At 64.5% G+C, this 14,840-nt stretch carries 17 protein-coding genes; 9 read left to right on the top strand and 8 right to left on the bottom strand.

All coding sequences use genetic code 11. The features are described from left to right. Positions 1-7: 7 nt before the first annotated feature. Together SBI67_RS17035 and SBI67_RS17030 are read right to left on the bottom strand one after the other, a co-directional pair. A complete protein-coding gene (locus SBI67_RS17035) occupies positions 8-625 on the bottom strand; it encodes a hypothetical protein (protein ID WP_318981682.1) in 618 nt (205 codons plus the stop codon). Next, positions 622-1,470, bottom strand: a complete 849-nt coding sequence (locus SBI67_RS17030) for an Rv1363c family protein (RefSeq protein ID WP_318981681.1) — start codon at positions 1,468-1,470, stop codon at positions 622-624. Before SBI67_RS17030 ends, SBI67_RS17035 begins: the two co-directional genes overlap by 4 nt. 221 nt (positions 1,471-1,691) lie before the next feature. On the opposite strand from SBI67_RS17030, the gene SBI67_RS17025 reads away from it, so the two are divergent. Further along, complete coding sequence (locus SBI67_RS17025; RefSeq protein WP_318981680.1) at positions 1,692-2,123, top strand: Rv2576c family protein; 432 nt, start codon at positions 1,692-1,694, stop codon at positions 2,121-2,123. 17 nt (positions 2,124-2,140) lie between these two features. On the opposite strand, the gene SBI67_RS17020 is transcribed toward SBI67_RS17025, so the two are convergent. Further along, a complete protein-coding gene (locus tag SBI67_RS17020) occupies positions 2,141-2,536 on the bottom strand; it encodes a hypothetical protein (protein WP_318981679.1) in 396 nt (131 codons plus the stop codon). A 165-nt stretch (positions 2,537-2,701) separates the two neighbouring features. Between SBI67_RS17020 and SBI67_RS17015 the strand changes: the two genes are divergently transcribed. The 5 genes from SBI67_RS17015 to SBI67_RS17000 all read left to right on the top strand — a co-directional run bounded on the left by SBI67_RS17015 (position 2,702) and on the right by SBI67_RS17000 (position 8,163). Further along, positions 2,702-4,372: a thiolase C-terminal domain-containing protein gene (locus SBI67_RS17015; RefSeq protein WP_318981678.1), complete on the top strand. Its 1,671-nt coding sequence runs from the start codon at positions 2,702-2,704 to the stop codon at positions 4,370-4,372. Positions 4,373-4,548: 176 nt separating this feature from the next. Beyond that, the gene (locus SBI67_RS17010) at positions 4,549-6,048 is read left to right on the top strand and encodes a class I adenylate-forming enzyme family protein (RefSeq protein ID WP_318981677.1); all 1,500 of its coding nucleotides are present in this window, start codon (positions 4,549-4,551) and stop codon (positions 6,046-6,048) included. Next, a complete protein-coding gene (locus tag SBI67_RS17005; RefSeq protein WP_318981676.1) occupies positions 6,045-6,347 on the top strand; it encodes a hypothetical protein in 303 nt (100 codons plus the stop codon). Before SBI67_RS17010 ends, SBI67_RS17005 begins: the two co-directional genes overlap by 4 nt. A 55-nt stretch (positions 6,348-6,402) precedes the next feature. Then, the gene (locus SBI67_RS29145) at positions 6,403-7,173 is read left to right on the top strand and encodes a TetR/AcrR family transcriptional regulator (RefSeq protein ID WP_413232507.1); all 771 of its coding nucleotides are present in this window, start codon (positions 6,403-6,405) and stop codon (positions 7,171-7,173) included. Between the two features lie 207 nt (positions 7,174-7,380). Then, entirely contained in the window at positions 7,381-8,163 is a 783-nt protein-coding gene (locus SBI67_RS17000) for a hypothetical protein (RefSeq protein ID WP_318981675.1), read from the top strand. Positions 8,164-8,333: 170 nt separating this feature from the next. Here SBI67_RS17000 and SBI67_RS16995 read toward each other — a convergent pair whose 3' ends face one another. From SBI67_RS16995 to SBI67_RS16975, 5 genes are all read right to left on the bottom strand, one after another. Beyond that, on the bottom strand, positions 8,334-9,491 hold the full coding sequence (locus SBI67_RS16995) for a CoA transferase (protein WP_318981674.1): 1,158 nt from the start codon (positions 9,489-9,491) through the stop codon (positions 8,334-8,336). Between the two features lie 69 nt (positions 9,492-9,560). Further along, positions 9,561-10,493 carry an enoyl-CoA hydratase/isomerase family protein gene (locus SBI67_RS16990; protein ID WP_413232526.1) on the bottom strand — a complete coding sequence of 311 codons (933 nt, stop codon included), beginning with the start codon at positions 10,491-10,493 and terminating at the stop codon, positions 9,561-9,563. Positions 10,494-10,820: 327 nt separating this feature from the next. After that, positions 10,821-11,819, bottom strand: a complete 999-nt coding sequence (locus SBI67_RS16985) for an acetamidase/formamidase family protein (protein WP_318981673.1) — start codon at positions 11,817-11,819, stop codon at positions 10,821-10,823. Beyond that, on the bottom strand, positions 11,806-12,621 hold the full coding sequence (locus SBI67_RS16980) for a CbtA family protein (RefSeq protein WP_318981672.1): 816 nt from the start codon (positions 12,619-12,621) through the stop codon (positions 11,806-11,808). The genes SBI67_RS16985 and SBI67_RS16980 overlap by 14 nt, the downstream gene beginning before the upstream one ends. A gap of 12 nt (positions 12,622-12,633) precedes the next feature. After that, complete coding sequence (locus SBI67_RS16975; RefSeq protein WP_318981671.1) at positions 12,634-12,861, bottom strand: CbtB domain-containing protein; 228 nt, start codon at positions 12,859-12,861, stop codon at positions 12,634-12,636. Positions 12,862-13,117: 256 nt separating this feature from the next. Here SBI67_RS16975 and nthB point away from each other — a divergent pair, with 256 nt between their 5' ends. The 3 genes from nthB to SBI67_RS16960 are packed head-to-tail and all read left to right on the top strand — an operon-like array spanning position 13,118 to position 14,835. Beyond that, positions 13,118-13,816, top strand: a complete 699-nt coding sequence (gene nthB / locus SBI67_RS16970; RefSeq protein ID WP_318981670.1) for a nitrile hydratase subunit beta — start codon at positions 13,118-13,120, stop codon at positions 13,814-13,816. A 32-nt stretch (positions 13,817-13,848) separates the two neighbouring features. Next, positions 13,849-14,445: a nitrile hydratase subunit alpha gene (gene nthA / locus SBI67_RS16965; protein ID WP_318981669.1), complete on the top strand. Its 597-nt coding sequence runs from the start codon at positions 13,849-13,851 to the stop codon at positions 14,443-14,445. After that, a complete protein-coding gene (locus SBI67_RS16960) occupies positions 14,446-14,835 on the top strand; it encodes a nitrile hydratase accessory protein (RefSeq protein WP_318981668.1) in 390 nt (129 codons plus the stop codon). Positions 14,836-14,840 lie beyond the last annotated feature (5 nt).

Raw genomic sequence — 14,840 nt, 5'->3', positions numbered from 1 at the left:
GTCGGGCTCACACCGGGTCGAAAGCGTCGATCAGCCAGGTGCCGTCGATTTTCGTCAGCCCCACCCGCACGCTGCTGGCGGCGAAGGCGCCGTCCGGGTTCTCCTTGCTGGTGGTGCTCTGGTTGATGAACACCAGCACCTGGGCCTTATCGGGCTGCATTTGGGACACCGCGGCGCGCACCACGGAGGCGGACGTCTTGACAGATTTCTGCTTGGCCGCCGGGGTGACGATCTGTTCGGTGAACTGCGTGTAGTACGAGAGGAAGGAACCGGTCAGACGGGCCTTGGCGGCAGCGAAGTCCTTATCGAGGGACTCGGGGGAGTACGACAACAGAGCCACGGTGCCCGTAGTGGCGGCCTCGAGCGCCGCCTTCTGTGCGGTCGGGTCGGTCTGTTGGTCGGGGCGGTACTGGCTCAGGTACAGCCACGCGGCCAGTCCCGCCGAGGCGGCCAGCGCGGCCGTGAACAACCCGGCCAGAATGGTCGTACGCCAGGTGCGCCGCGAGCGAAGTCCACTGTCGGCTGAGCCGACGGCTGGCTCGTTCTCTTCAACGGCAGGGGCGACGACTTCGGCTCCGGGCGACTCGACGTCCTCAGATTCGGCGGCGCCGTGGTCATGGCTCATGGCACGAACTCAACTTTCGACATCTTGATCTGATCGCCCTCGCGTTGCAGATCGACGCTCAATCGCCAGCTGCGGGGCTCCTGTTTGGCCCCAGCCGCATTGCTGACCCGCGACGAGGCGGCCACCAGGACGACTGCGGAGTGCTCGTCCATGCGTTCCACCGCCGACGAACTCACGGTCACCTCGGTCACCACTTTGGAGTCCTGAGCCACCTTCACGAAGTCTTTCGCTTGGGACTGGAAATCGTCTTTGAAAGAACCGGTCGAGTTGTCGATTATGCGCTGAACATCGTCTTGAGCTTTCGAGAAGTCGAGCGACATGAGTGTGATGACGCTCTGGCGGCCCGCTGCGGCATATTCGGCGGCCTGCTGGCGCAGCTTCTCTGCTTGCCGGTGCTGGTAAAGGAAGAAGCCGCTGAGGCCGATAAGTGCCAGCGTGGCGACGATGACCAGGGACGCGGCCAAGACCGTCCAGCGCAGCCGGCGACCAGGCCTAGGCGAGGGGGCGCCGGCGACGGTATCGGATCGCACATCAGATGCGGCGGAGTCGTCTGCAGCGGACTCGTCACCGGCCTCCGGGAGGGTCTCGGTGGCCTCGTCGATGATGTCGAGCGCAGTGGTGGCCGGCCGATCCGCGGTCCGTTGTGCTTGTTCGGCTTCGCGGCGCAGCCGCAGTGCGCGAGCACGCGCCTTCGCAGCCGCCGCTCGTGCTTCGGCCTCAGCTGCTTCGGCTTCCGCCTCTTCGGCGAGGGTGCGGGCTAAATCTGGGTCCGACAAATGACCAGAAGCCATGTCCTCGCCCGCTCCGTCGCTGGGCACCGTCGTACGGCGCCTGAAAGACGGCATCGCGACCTCCTCGTCCGACCTTGCGCTCCAGCGTGCGGAGAATTCCATCCTTCGAAAGGCCAGGATGACCGCCGACGGTACCTCACGCTGCTGCAGACGGGCCGCAGTTTACCCCGACGAACCGCAACTCATCGACATTCCGGAAATCGAAGGCTTGTCTAGGAGCACTCCGACCACGTGAAAGTCGTCCGGGATGTCCGAACGCCTCATAGACTACGAAAATGCGTTTGGCCAAGGCACTTTCGATGGTGGCGGTCGCGGCGACGACGGTTATGACTTCCGTTGCCGCACCAGTGGCCGGCGCCGAACCGCCACTGCACCGCGTGCGTTACACCGTCGGTGCAAGCCAGGACGTGGTCAACGCCGAGATCTACTTCCGCGAGGTCGAACCGCCGAACTGGGCCGACTACAGCCACAACCCTTATGAATTCAGCCCGAACATCGAGGCTGATCTCGGACCGGGGAAGGCGTGGGTTCGAGAGGTGATGCTGGCCAACCCGGACGAATGGGCCATGGTCGTGGTCGGTTTACCAACCATCGTCGATGCGCCGCTGGACGAGCCGGGTTTTGTGTGCGAGTTGCGAGTCGACGACGTTGTCGTCAAGACCGCCAAAGGGGCCAAAGGAGCACTCTGCTCGCTTCGTCCGTGGTAGGTCGGAAGAATCAGGCGTCAGAGGTCGCCACGCTCCCAGAACGTTCGTCCGTCACGGGCTAAGCACGTCAGAAACATTCCGTCGGGCGCCTGCGCCACCTCACCCTCTTGGGTGGGGCACAGCTCACCCAAGCCCTTCACACCGCGCATCTCCGGCGAACGAAACCAGCGGGGTTCGTAGCGGCGCGGAGAACCGCAGAACACCAAGCGCCCCCAATCGGTCACCCCAAAGACGTAATAGGTTGGGTTGTCGCAATATGAACCGAGCACGATATGCGGTGCGATGCCGGGCGTGCAACCGGGGTAGTCGCAATCACCGGTCCGCGGCGCGGGCTCGGCCGCGGCGGGTGCAGCCCCGACAATGACGCCCGACGCCGTGACAACGGCCGTCAACATGGCGATCACGGAACGCATCGCTACAGTGTCCCATCCCAGAAATCAGAATTCTCACATTTCGGAAAGCTGCCCTCTACCGTGGTCGGAGCCACCCCTACGTCTCGGTTACACTCCGTAGCACTGCACGCGGTGTGTGACTGTCGAGTACGTCGGGCCCGTCCACCCCTCGGAGATGGAGGAGCCATGCGCGACGATCCGCAGCCGTCGGCCGCCCGAATGCCGCTCCCGCAGTTGACGTTCGACAACGAGTTCTTCTGGACCTCAGGGCAAGACGGGATTCTGCGTATCGAGCAGTGTGGTGACTGCTCGGCACTCATCCACCCCCCTGAGCCGGTGTGCCGTTATTGCCGCAGTTGTAACGTGGGTGTCAGGGAGGTATCCGGGCGCGCCGTGCTATCGGCATTCACCGTCAACCATCGGTTCAGTATCCCGGGGCTGCCGGCGCCCTACGTGGTGGCACAGGTTGCCCTTGTCGAAGATCCGCGGGTGCGGCTGACCACCAACATCGTCGATGCCGATCCAGAAGACCTGGCAATAGGTCAGCTTCTCGAAGTGGTCTTCGAGAGGAACGACGATGTCTACCTGCCTATCTTCCGGCCCGTCACACCGCACGAGATGGGCACCCTGCCAGAGGACGACATCGCGCCCGAGGACTTCAGCCGGCACGTAGCGCCTATGCTGACCACCTCGAAGTTCGAGGATCGCTGCGCGATCACTGGGATCGGCGCCTCACAGCTCGGCAGACGCCTGATGGTGTCCCCGCTCGCGTTGACCATCGAGGCATGCAAGGCCGCCGTAGCAGACGCCGGCCTGACCTTTGCCGACATTGACGGATTGTCCACTTATCCGGGCGTCGACACCGCGGGTATGGGGGAGGGTGGGGTATCGAAAGTCGAAGGTGCGCTGGGGCTGCGGCCGACCTGGATCAATGGCGGCATGGATACTTTCGGTCCGGGAGGATCGGTGATCGCTGCCATGACGGCCGTGGCTACCGGGATGGCCCGTCACGTGCTGTGCTTCCGAACGGTGTGGGAAGCCACATACGGCGCGCTGGTCAAGAGCGGTCGGCTCAGGGCGCCCGGCGGCAGTCGAACCGACAGCTGGCAGGCTCCGTTCGGAGGCATCTCAGCCGCGCACACGCTTGCTCTCAACGCCCAACGGCACTTTCATCGTTACGGCACCACCCGGGAAACGCTCGGGTGGATCGCCCTGAACCAACGCGCCAACGCCGTGCTGAATCCTGCTGCGATCTACCGCGATCCGATGACGATGGATGACTACCTGGGTGCACGGTTGATCACCACGCCGTTTGGTTTGTACGACTGCGACGTGCCGTGCGACGGTGCCGTCGCCGTCATTGTCTCCGCCGTCGAGACGGCGGCCGACCGCCCGAAACGCCCAGTGTTCGTCGAGGCGGTGGGCACTCAGATCGTCGAGCGAATCGACTGGGACCAGAGCACGCTCACCCACGAGCCCCAGGTGCTCGGTCAGGCCGCACACCTATGGACACGGACGTCTCTTCGGGCAGGCGATGTCGACGTCGCCGAACTCTACGACGGGTTCACCTTCAACTGCCTGTCGTGGCTCGAGGCGCTCGGTTTCTGCGGAATCGGCGAAGCCAAGGACTTTCTCGACGGAGGCGCCGCCATCGCGCGCGACGGCGTCATCCCGCTCAATACCCATGGTGGCCAGCTGTCGCACGGTCGCACCCACGGCATGGGCCTGGTGCACGAAGCCGTAAGCCAACTGCGTGGCGAGGGCGGTGAGCGCCAAGTCGCAGACGCGCGCGTAGCGGTGGTCAGCAGCGGTGGTCTCACCCCCAGCGGCGTGTTGCTGTTACGCACGGCGGGCTGACGGCGGGATGGCAGACACGGCTTTCAATCCGTTATACGATTGCGCTAATTCACGGATTTCACCAGACTGGAGCGGCCGTTGATGAGGCAGGGCAGCACGATGGCTGTATTGGGAGACCGGCATCGTCACGTCGACCGCAGGTACCTTGACCGCATCCGGCATGGAGGTTTGTCGGCGTGAGCATCTCTTTGCTCCTCGAGATGGCGTCGGATGCGGGCCCGGATCGGACCGCTGTCGTCGCCGACGGGGCGCGGTGGACCACCGCCGAGCTCAGCTCATTGGCCGACGGCGGTGCCGGGATCATCGCGGCGTCCGGCGCTCGCCATGTCGCCTATGTGGGTACCGGCGGTGCGATGCTGCCGCTGCTGTTGTTCGCCGCGGCGCGGGCGGCAGTGCCTGTGACGCCGCTGAACTATCGGCTCTCTGCTGAGGGTCTACGCGCACTCATCGATCGGCTACCCGAGCCGATCGTCGTGGTCGATCCCGAGTACCGCGAGGCCGTCGGTGACCGCTACCGCACGATCGGTTCGGCCGACTTCCTCCAGAGTGCGCGCGATAGCGAGCCCGCGTCAGAGTTCGCCGACCCGGACGCCGTGGGCGTTGTGCTGTTCACCTCGGGTACGACCTCACGGCCCAAAGCAGTGGAACTGACCCACGCCAATCTGACCAGCTACGTCATGGGCACCGTCGAGTTCGGTGCCGCCGAACCCGATGATGCGGCGCTGATCTGCGTACCGCCGTACCATATCGCCGGTGTCAGCGCAGCGCTGTCGAATCTCTATGCAGGCCGAAAGATGGTGTACCTGACGCACTTCGACGCCGACGAGTGGATACGGCTGGTTACCGCCGAGGGGGTCAGCTCGGCCACGGTCGTACCTACCATGCTCGACCGCATCGTGACGGCGCTCGAAGCCACCGACGTCCGGTTGCCGTCTTTGCGCACCTTGGCGTACGGCGGATCAAAGGTGCCGCTGCCGTTGGTGCGGCGGGCGTTGTCGCTGCTTCCCGACGTGGGATTCGTCAATGCCTACGGACTCACGGAGACGAGCTCGACAATTGCCGTACTGACACCTGACGATCACCGTGCTGCGCTGGTGGCTTCCGACGAGGCTGCCGCCCAGAGGCTGGGATCGGTAGGCCGTCCGGTCCCCGGCATCGAGTTGCAGGTCCGTGCCGAGGACGGCGCAGTGCTCGGGCCCGGTGAAACGGGCGAGCTGTATGTGCGCGGCGAGCAGGTGTCGGGCAAGTACACCGACGTCGGTTCGGTGCTCGACGCGGCGGGCTGGTTTCCCACCAGAGATGTCGCCTCCCTTGACGACGAGGGTTACCTCTTCATCGGCGGCCGCTCGGACGACACCATCATCCGCGGGGGAGAGAACATCGCCCCCGCCGAGATCGAGGATGTGCTGGTCGAACACCCGCACGTACGTGAGTGTGCCGTTGTCGGTGCCGACGACCCGCAATGGGGCCAGATCATCGTCGCAGTGGTCGTTCCTCATCCCGGCATCGAGCCGGACGTCGAGAAGCTACGCGAACACGTCCGTACCCAGCTGCGCGGTTCGCGGACACCGGACCGCGTGGTGTTCCGTCACGAACTCCCGACGAATGCGACCGGCAAGGTGCTGCGTCGTGAACTGGTCGACGAACTGAACGCCACGGCAAAGGAGCCCGCATGATCAAGAACGGCACACGCTTGCAGAGTCAGGTCTGTGATACCCAGGTCATTGTCGTTCGCAGCGCGGACAGCCTGGACGACCTGCGCGCCGGCGGCGCGCCGATGGTGCCGCTCGGCGACCCGATGGACTCGGCACTGACACTTGACGGTTCGCTCGCCCACGGCACGTTGATGGGCAAGCGCTACGTCGACGATAGCGGAGCCGAGGTTCTGGTCACCAAAGCCGGGGCCGGTACGCTCACCGTCGGTGTGACACCGTTGAGCCTCAAGGAGGCAAAGCCGCTACCGGCCAGCGATTAGTTGAATAGCCGGGCAACAGGCGGCCGGCTGGTGACGCTCGGGTTGCGAACTCTCCATGCGTGGTCAGCAGTCCAGCCCGGCGAATGTTGTGACGGTCGAGCGAAATCTCTGGGCGAGCACCTTGCTTGCCAATCTACGGACGGTTGAAGGCATATTGATGGGCGACTCGGTTCGTAAGTGCGATCCCCGACCGTTGGCGTCGCGTGCGCGACTCGTCGATGCGGCGTCCACGTTGCTCCGGACTGGCGGAGCAGTGGCCGTCACGGCAGAAGCTGTAACGCGGCTATCGGGTTGCGCAAAGGCAACGATGTACCGACACTTTGCAACCATCAATGAACTTACGGCTGCCGCATTCTGTGCTCTCATCTCGGAGACCGAGCGACCGTCGTCTCCTGAGCACGTGGAACCACTCAAAGGGGCGATTCTGGCGTACGCCAGATTTCTCTGCGACGGTGGTTATGGAATAGCCGCGACAGTTTGGCTGGCGAACAAGCTTCCTAGGAAACAGAACTCGTGGTCTGCCACATCCCATCCCCGCCCCGAGCCAGGTGTCGAGTTCCATCGACTTCAGAGCACGTTGCACAACATCCGCCTCGCTGCCATTGAGCCGGTGGTCGACGTGGTCTTGCGTGGAGCGCAGGCCTCCTCAGCTGACAAAGATCGGATGGCGTTAGAAATTCTCGGCCCGGTGCTCCTCGCCTACTTAACACGGGCTGAGGTCGATCCCGAACGTCTTGCGGATCAGTTGGTAGACACGGCTGTCACGATCCACTGCCGTCCCGGTGCCTCTCCAAGATCATTGCAGTGCGGGGCTATTCGTCACTGACTAATTTCACACCGTGCCTCGGACCGGGTTTGATGCCGGCTTAATGTTTGAGCCGTGGCCCGCTGGGCGTATGGAGTTGAGCTGAGCGTAGTGGGTGGATCTCAGCCAATCCTCTAACGATGAGATCCACGGTCCGGTAACGGGAGAATCAGTCGCAGGTATCGAAATTCAGACCCCGACAGGGCCAACGGGGATAAGCTTTTCCACGTGGGGATACTGTTTGGCTTCCTACCGTGGATCGCCTACTGGATTTTGGTTGGTAATGTGCCTTTCGCCGCGGCGGCGCTCGTCGCGCTGACTGCCGCCGCGGCTTCTCTGCTCGTCGCCCGGCTCAGGGAAGCGACTGTTCGCACACTGGAACTCGGGGCGCTGGCAACCTTCACGGTCCTGGCGGTCCTCACCTTCTCCACCGGTCAGGCATTCATGGAGCGATGGCTTCAGCCATTGAGCATCCTGGGTATCTTCGCGGTGTCGTTGACCAGTGCGCTCATCGGAAAGCCGTTCATTCGTGAGTTCGCCGCAGAGGGTCAGTCCAAAGAGGCGATCTCGACTGACTCCTTCGTCCGAATCACCGCCACGCTCACGTGGATCTGGGTAGCCGCCTTCGGCGGGATGACAATGTCCTCGCTCATTCCACCGCTAGCTCGGAGGGATGCGACGATCCTCGACACCGGGGCTGCTCTCTCGGTCGTCTGCTACTGGGTGGTGCCCGTCTCACTGCTTGCTATCGCGGCCCTGCTGAGTCGGTTACTCCCACAGCGTATGGCGCCACCCGCAGACGAGATCATCCGCAAGACGACGTTCGTGGCATTCTCGGAAGCGGAGATCGACCAGCTCATCTACCTGGCCACTGAACACGCCAACCGGGAGGTTGGCGTGGGCAAAGAAGCATACGACGTCCGCATCGGCGGCAAAGGAATTCCGCTGGTCGGAGACGAGACCCGGCAGTCGTGGCCCTCCACATACAAGGTGCGCGAACGCAAACGTTGACCCGCCCTAGAATTCGGCCAGGCAGGGGCCATGCAATTGTGAGCAGATACTGTGCGAAGTTACCCGTCGGAGGCCTTCGATCGCTGTGGTCGCCACGCATTGAGCACTCGGTTCGGTGAGTGAATCGCAGGCGGGACGACAGTTCGCATAGGCACCAGATCTACCGGTGGTTATGCGTCGCGGCATCTCTGCGTCCGCCCAACCGCTTTGCGTGCATTATCGGTTTTTGCATAGTATTTTTCGGCGATGATCCGTTCTACCGCAGCGTTGTCGGCACCCAGCGCGTGCGCCGCCGTGACAGGTGCCGGGGGCACCGGAGCGGGATCGCTGCCTGACGCCGGTTTGACGTAGGTGGCGGCCACCTGAGCCAGGCCGATCTCGATCAGTTCACCGCCGCCGCGACGCAGGGCGGCCAACACCGCCGCGGCGGCCTCCAGACCGGTCAACGGGTCGGCGAGGGCGTCACCGCGGAAGACCGGTCCCGTCGCGTCGAATCCGATCAGGCCGCCGGCGACGGCGGCGTCGTCACCGAATGCCACTCGGTCGGGTGAGTCGCCGCCGTACCCGCTGATCCGCAACCACACGCGGCCCGCAGGCCCCGGGAGTTGCTCGGGACCCAGCCTGCGGCGGGTGAGCCCGCCGGCGCGAGAGCCTTCCAGGACGACATCGGCGGCACTGAGAAGGGCCGCGAGGGCGGTGCGTTCGGTATCGAAATCAACCCCATAGCAGAGCTTGTCATGATTGATCCAGTTGAAGAAGGCGACGTTTCCGGCTCGCGTGCCGTCCGGGCGCTGCGGGCTTTCCACTTTCACGACCACCGCTCCGGCATCGGCGAGCAGGCGCCCGCACAGCGGACCGGCCCATAACGACGTGAGATCGGCGACCAGCAGTCCACGCGGCTCCCGAGGTCGACTCCGAGTGCCGCATGCGGTGATCCGTGGCGGCGCGGCGGCGGTTTCGGCAGGTGTCGCTGCCGGCAAACTTAGTAGTCGCGCGCGTTCCACTACCGCCGCAGCGGGCTGCGTTGCCGCCCAGGCCGTCACGGCCGGCCACGGGTCGGCGCCGATTCCGTCGGCGCCCACCAGTGCAGGCACGGCGTCGATATCGTCGGGTCGTGACAGCGTCAGCGCGAACCACCCGTCGCGGGCCTGCAGTAGCCGGGTGGCGCCCCCTGCGCTGATCCGGCCGCGCGGGGCCCAGCCGGTCAGGGCTGCGCGGCCGGTGAGCAGTTCGGTGGCGTCGGCGTGCAGCGGTGCGGCGACCGCGGCGGCACGGGCCAACAGCTGCTCGCCGATGCCCAGTGCGCCCATCGCGCCATTGTCTCTCACAACACGAACGTGGTGAACCGCCGCTTCAATAGCTGGTGGTCGGAGCCTGCAGGGCACACCGCGTCGAGGTCAATGGAGTTCGTCAACCAGGCCCCAGTCCAGGGCGGTCGCGGGGGAGATGAACTCGCCGGACAGCACCAGATAGGCGGTGCGCCAGCGGCCGATGCGTCGGGTGATGCTGACGGTCCCGCCGGCTCCGGGGATCAATCCCAAGGCCAGTTCGGGCAATCCGAGCGTGGCATCCGGGTGGCATACCAATCGACCGCAGAATGCCGCCATCTCCAGTCCGCTGCCGAGGACCTGTCCGTGCACCTCGGCGCGACAGCGGGGGCCCAGGCGGTCGGTCAGTGCAGCCACTGCCAGCGCTGGACTGTGGCGCGTGCGGGCCAGATGCGCGGCGGCCGGATCGGGGAAGGACCCGAATTCGGCTAGGTCTCCTCCGCTGCAAAACGACGGTCCCTGCCCGCTGAGCACGACCTCGCCGATACCGTCGTCCAGTAGTGCGACGGTCAAGGCCTCCAAGAGCGCTGCGCGTGCGTCGGTGCTGAACGCGTTATGCCGTGCCGGCCGATTGAACCGGATGCTCAGCACGTCACCGCGACGTTCGGCAATAACCGGTTCGGCTGTTACTGGCACCTGGGTTGGCCCGCGCTCGCGAAGCCATCGGGCGAATTCCGGGCCCGCCTGCAGCGTCGAGTAGGCCAGCGATTCGGTGACCACACCGCAGAAAGCCGGGGCCGTGGTATCGACGGCGCGCAGCACATCGTCACACACTGCAGCGGCCAGCGGCCAGCGTGCGGTGCGCTGTGCAAGTGTCTGCAGTGCGTCGGGCACCGATCCGACGACGACAGTGCGCCGGTCCGGCGATGGAACATCGGTCAGTGTGAAAGTGGCTGCCTGCAACCAGTATTCGGTGTCGTGGCCAGCGGGGTCGCCGGTGGCCACGACGATATCGCCGGGCTGGGGATCGTGCGCCGGCGGCGGGTCCGATAGGTCGACGATCCGCACTACGTGCGACCCGCGCCGCGGTTATCGATCAGGCTCTGACCACGAAGCTTGCCCGCTCCTTCGAGTACGGGTTCATGGTGGCCAGGCACCTTTTCCGGTTGATATCTCATTGGTCGAGTGTGGTCGTGCACCCCGACAGCACCGAGAGCGAGAATGTGATACCGCATTGAGACAAACTACCCGTGACGCCCAGTGAGACGGCCTGCGTCGGTCGCAGCTCAGCTGGGCGCACTGTGACATCGAGGTTGAGAAGCGACAACGACGGTGCGAGTCGGTTGATCGCCGTACCCGCACCATCGGCGCCGACGTGCAGGACCGCAGTTACAGTGTCTGCGCGAGCTGGCGCAGCCGGGCGTGTGTGCCCTGATAGGCGGTGGCAGCCGGTAACAACCCTTTGTCGATCTTGGTGACCGCGCTGTAGTTCACGTCGACGACATTGGCCAACGGTGACCGGCAGAGTTGGCTGCACAGTTGGTAGGCATCGAGCTGGCCGAGGTGATAGAGCTCCTGCAGCCAGCGCACCATCTCGACCTGCGAGCAGCGCCAGGCATCCTCCAGTGGTCGGGCCGACCCCACGGTGAGTAAGGCGTCGTCGTGTTCGAACCGTGGCCACGCGGGCGCACCGCCCTTGATCAGGTCGACGATCAGGCGGACGTTCATCGCGCCTTCCAGTGCCGTGCCGCAGGTTTCGCCTTCCCCTTGCCGGTAATGGCCGTCGCCGACCGAGAACAGGGCGCCCTCGACGTTGACACCGAGGTACACCGTCGTGCCGGCGCGCAACTCCGGGGTGTCCATGTTCCCGCCGAAGTAGTCGGGTACCAGCGTCGTGCGTACCTCGCGCAGCGCCGGGGCGACACCGACGGTGCCCAGCATAGGAGCCAGCGGCAGTGTCATCGTGAAATCCGATTCGTGGGCGACGAAGGTCGCCAGCGCGGCGGCCCGGTCGACCTCGTAGATCCACGTCAGTTCGGTGAGCGGACTCTGTAATCCTGCGGTTCGGTCGGTGCCGGTGAGCGCACCGAACAGGGGGATCGTGGTGGAGGCGGCCCAGTCCCTGGCCGGCTCCAGAGAGACGATGTGGATGGCGAGGGTGTCCCCGGGTTCGGCGCCGGTGACGTAGAAGGGACCGGTCTGCGGGTTGAGCTCCTTAGGGTTGAGCACTTGACTCGGTTTGTCCGTGCGCGACGTCACCCGACCGGCGAACGCGTCCTCCGTCCAGAGCTGTAGCGCCGTACCTGGCGCCACTTCGAGCGCCGGTTCGGCCCCACCGAAGGTCCAGACGTACTGATCGGGGGTGGGCGTGAATTCAACGATGTCCATGCAATACCTTCGTCCCGTTGGTGGTAGGGGCCTCGAAGTCCCGTCGGCGTCCGGGCAATAGCAACGCGAATCCGGCTCCGATCACTGCCCACATGATCGCCTGGCCGACGAGCGATCCGATCCTGAAGTCGCTCAACAGTTCTGCGGGGAAGCCGCCGAACACGAGCTCACCCGTGGGTGCGCTGAGGGGAAGCGGCACCTCGTGAAACGAGGGGAGTGCCGCCGCGATGGCGCACATCGCCAGTGCGTATCCGACGAAGCTCAGCGTGGCCGAGAGCGCCGCTCCGAACTTGGCCGTGAGCCGGATTCCGATCACCGTCGCGACCGCGGCCAGCGCGACGGAGGCCAGCACGATCACCAGGTAGGCGGTGGTCCGATCGCCGATCGTCTCCTCCAGGCCGACGCCGGGCGGATTGGGCGGGTAGGCGAGCGCCGGCACGAGCGTGATCGATACGAACGCCGCCACCGCCAACCATGTGGCGACGCTACGCTGGCTGACCGTGGCCCTGCGTTGCAGCAGTCGCACCGCCACGGTGAGTGCCACCGCGAACAGCGCACCCATGACGATGCAGAACAAGACCGTGCCGGCGCCGGCGCCGACGTTCTGCTGGAATGCTCGGCTGAAGACCTCGTGTTCGTGCGGATGCGCTCCGCTGAGTGCCGCCTCGGCATGGGATCGGTCCGCCTCATACCCGATCGCGGTGTCGATGAGCGGCGTGATCACCGTTCGCGCATAGCCGAACGACACCACGCCGGCCACCAGGCCCGACCCTATGCCGAGCGCTGTGTACTTCTTTTCCATGTCGAATCGCTCTCAGTGGCAGGGGAAACCGAGCATGTGTCGCGCGTCGTGGAAGAGCTCGTGGACATGGGTGTCGGCCCCGAAGACGGACACAGCCCCCTGGTCGTACCCGAGGAAGTAGTAGGCGATCAGCGCGAGGGTGGCTGTGGTCGTCAGCCACAGGGCGGTCCCCACGACGGTGCTGTCGGGTGCCTCGACCGCGACCGATCGAGTGCCGGCGGAGGTGGGTGATGCGGTCATTGTTGGATCCTTCCTGAAGTGATTACTTCCAATAGACAACTATTGGTTGCCAACTGGATTCTGTTGGCCCAGCGGTGGGCGCGTCAACCCGGGAGTACCGGTTTGACGTGTTTGGAAACCAAGTCGTAACAGCGAAGACGGGGCTGCGTAAAAGCTGTGTTACGTACTTCCCCAGCGATTGCGAGACCCGGCCAGGTGCGATTACTTGTATATCGGAAGTATTGAACCGACCAACTAAAGATCGGAGATCCTAGGTATGCATGGCCCACATGACGTGGGGGGACGCGATGGGCTCGGGCCCATCGCCGCTGAGTTCCTCGAGCCGGGTATCCCGGATTGGCGTTACCCTTTCGAAGGCCGGATGCACGCCGTCACGGCGATGGCAATCGCCAAGGGCGCATTCAATCTCGACGAGCAGCGCCACGGTATCGAGCTGATGCGGTGGAGTGACTACACCGACTCGACCTATTACGCGCACTGGCTGTTCTCTGTCGAGAAACTGCTCAACGACAAGGGCTATATCACCCACGACGAGATCGACGCGCGGATGGCCGAGTTGGGAGCTCCCACCATGACGCCGCACCCGGCCAAGCCGGATACGCTGTCGCCGTTCGCCGAGCAGATGATCGACGTGCTGTGGAAGGGCACTCCGCACGATCTACCGGCCGACACCCCTCCGGCCTACGAGGTCGGTGCCTCCGTGCGGGTGCGCAATCTCCACGAGACCACGCACAACCGGCTGCCGGGATATCTCAATCGAGCCGTCGGCGTGATCGCCAAACAGTACGGGGCTTATCACGATCCGGCGGCCAGTGCGCACCGGCAGGTGGACGAACCACACCAGCTGTACATGGTGCGCTTCACGTCCACCGAGCTGTGGGGCGAGCACACACCCGAACAGTTCGAGTTGTACGCCGACCTGTTCGAGAACTACCTCGAGCCCGTTACCGACTGACCGAACCAAGAATTACAAGGAGATTGACGAGAATGGACTGGTTGTCGCTATCCGACGTCGAAGCGCGCGTCAATGCGCTGGAGTCACTGATGGTGGAGAAAGGGCTGGCCGAATCCGAGGCCGTCGACGCGGTCGTGGCGTCATTCGAGAACGACATGGGTCCGGTCAACGGCGCCAAGGTGGTGGCTCGGGCCTGGACGGATCCGGACTATAAGGAGTGGTTGCTGCGAGATGCGACCGCGGCCATCGCCGACATGGGCTTCACCGGTCTGCAGACCGAGCACATGATCGCAGTGGAGAACACCGCGGAAAAGCACAACATCGTCGTGTGCACGTTGTGTTCGTGCTACCCGTGGACACTGCTGGGCATCCCGCCCGCGTGGTTCAAGTACCCCCAGTACCGGGCTCGCGTGGTCAAGGAACCGCGCAGCGTGCTCGCCGAGTTCGGGGTGACCCTGCCCGATGAGGTCAGCATCGACGTCTGGGACAGCAGCGCCGAAATCCGTTACCTGGTGGTGCCTCAACGCCCGGCGGGCACCGAGGGCCTTTCGGTGGACGAGTTGATTCCGTTGATCAGCAGGGACTCGATGGTAGGCACCGCGCTGGTCGGCACCGGGCCGGGAGCCTAGATGTCCACGACGCTCGATTTCACCGAGTTCGACACCGAGGGTGCGGCGCTGGCTCTGCCCCGGTCCAACGGCGAACTGATCTTCGATGCACCCTGGCAAGGCCGATTGTTCGGTCTGGTGGTGCACTCGTGCAAGGCAGGCGCGTTCGAATGGGACGAATTCAAGACCCATCTGATCGCCGTCATCGACGAGTCCGGGCTCGTCGACGTCTGTGATCCGGCGGTCTACTACCGACAGTTCGGCGAAGCGTTCTGCCGACTGGCGGGACAGAAGCGCTTCTTCGACGCCGATGCACTCGAGCAGCAGACGCTGATCGAGTTGGAGCAGCTGTCCCACGCTGATCACGATCACGATCACGATCACGATCACGACCATGATCATCACCATTAGGAGAG

Source organism: Mycolicibacterium chengduense, assembly GCF_033741155.1.
Taxonomy (GTDB): domain Bacteria; phylum Actinomycetota; class Actinomycetes; order Mycobacteriales; family Mycobacteriaceae; genus Mycobacterium.
Note: the sequence above shows the minus strand (reverse complement) of the source record. Positions and strands in the feature narration are given on the sequence as shown.